Genomic DNA, 961 nt, shown 5'->3' with positions numbered 1-961 from the left:
CAACCATGACGACATCGGCAGCGACTTCGACCTGATCTGGTGTTCGTCGGTGCTGCATTTCGTCGATGACTTCCCGGCCATGCTGCACCGCCTCTACGCCGCCCTGCGCCCCGGCGGGCTGCTGGTGTGCTGCCAGGCCGAGGTGCCGCGCGAGCGTGAGGCCGCCGCACAGGTGCTGCCGTATTACCTGCACATGCGCCTGCAGGGCCGCCATGTCCTGGCTGAAGGCGACCTGGCGCAGCGCCTGCAACAGGCCGGCTTCAACGCCGTGGAACAGCTCAGCGGCCTGCGTTTCCCGGTGACCCCGGTGAACGCGGTGATCGCCCGACGCCCGAAAGGATGACCCCATGACCCGTGGACGAAACGCCGGCCTGCAACTGCTCTTCGGCTGGCTCAACCTGGTCCTGGCGGTGCCGAGCATCTACCTGATGTTCGGCATGCCGCTGGTGATGCGCCAGTACGGCTGGAGCGGCACCGAGATCGGCCTGTTCCAGCTCGCCGCCCTGCCGGCGGCGTTCAAGTTCCTGCTCGCGGTACCCGTGCAACGGGTGCGCCTGGGCCAGGGCCATCTGGTGCACTGGATGCTGCTGCTCAGCGCCGCACTGCTGGTGCTGTACTGGCTGATCGGCCGTCATGACCTCATCGACCAGCACCTGACGTTGTTCGCCATGACCCTGGCCATCAGCACCCTTGCGACCTGGATGGACGTGCCACTCAACGCCCTGGCCGTGCAATGGCTGCCACGTAGCGAACAGCTGCGCGCCGGCAGCATCCGTTCGGCGGCGCTGTTCGTCGGCGCCATCGTTGGCGGTGGCGTGATGCTGCTGGTGCAGGCACGCCTGGGTTGGCAGGCGCCGTTCCTGATCATGGGCGCGGCGCTGGTGCTCGGCATGCTGCCACTGCTGGCGCTACGTCGCCGCGCGCCGGTGTCGGTGCCGGTGCCGGTGCCGGTGCCGGTGCC

General features: G+C 68.4%; 2 protein-coding genes. Both read left to right on the top strand.

The window, feature by feature from the left end:
• Window positions 1-343, top strand: a 343-nt coding sequence (locus RT028_RS19455; RefSeq protein ID WP_312936997.1) for a class I SAM-dependent methyltransferase, incomplete at its 5' end; no start/stop codon positions are given.
• 4 nt (window positions 344-347) lie between these two features.
• The coding region (locus RT028_RS19450) for an MFS transporter (RefSeq protein WP_312936995.1) at window positions 348-961 on the top strand (614 nt) is incomplete at its 3' end.

The sequence above is a fragment of the Pseudomonas sp. genome (assembly GCF_032058845.1).
Lineage (GTDB): Bacteria > Pseudomonadota > Gammaproteobacteria > Pseudomonadales > Pseudomonadaceae > Aquipseudomonas.
Note: the sequence above shows the minus strand (reverse complement) of the source record. Positions and strands in the feature narration are given on the sequence as shown.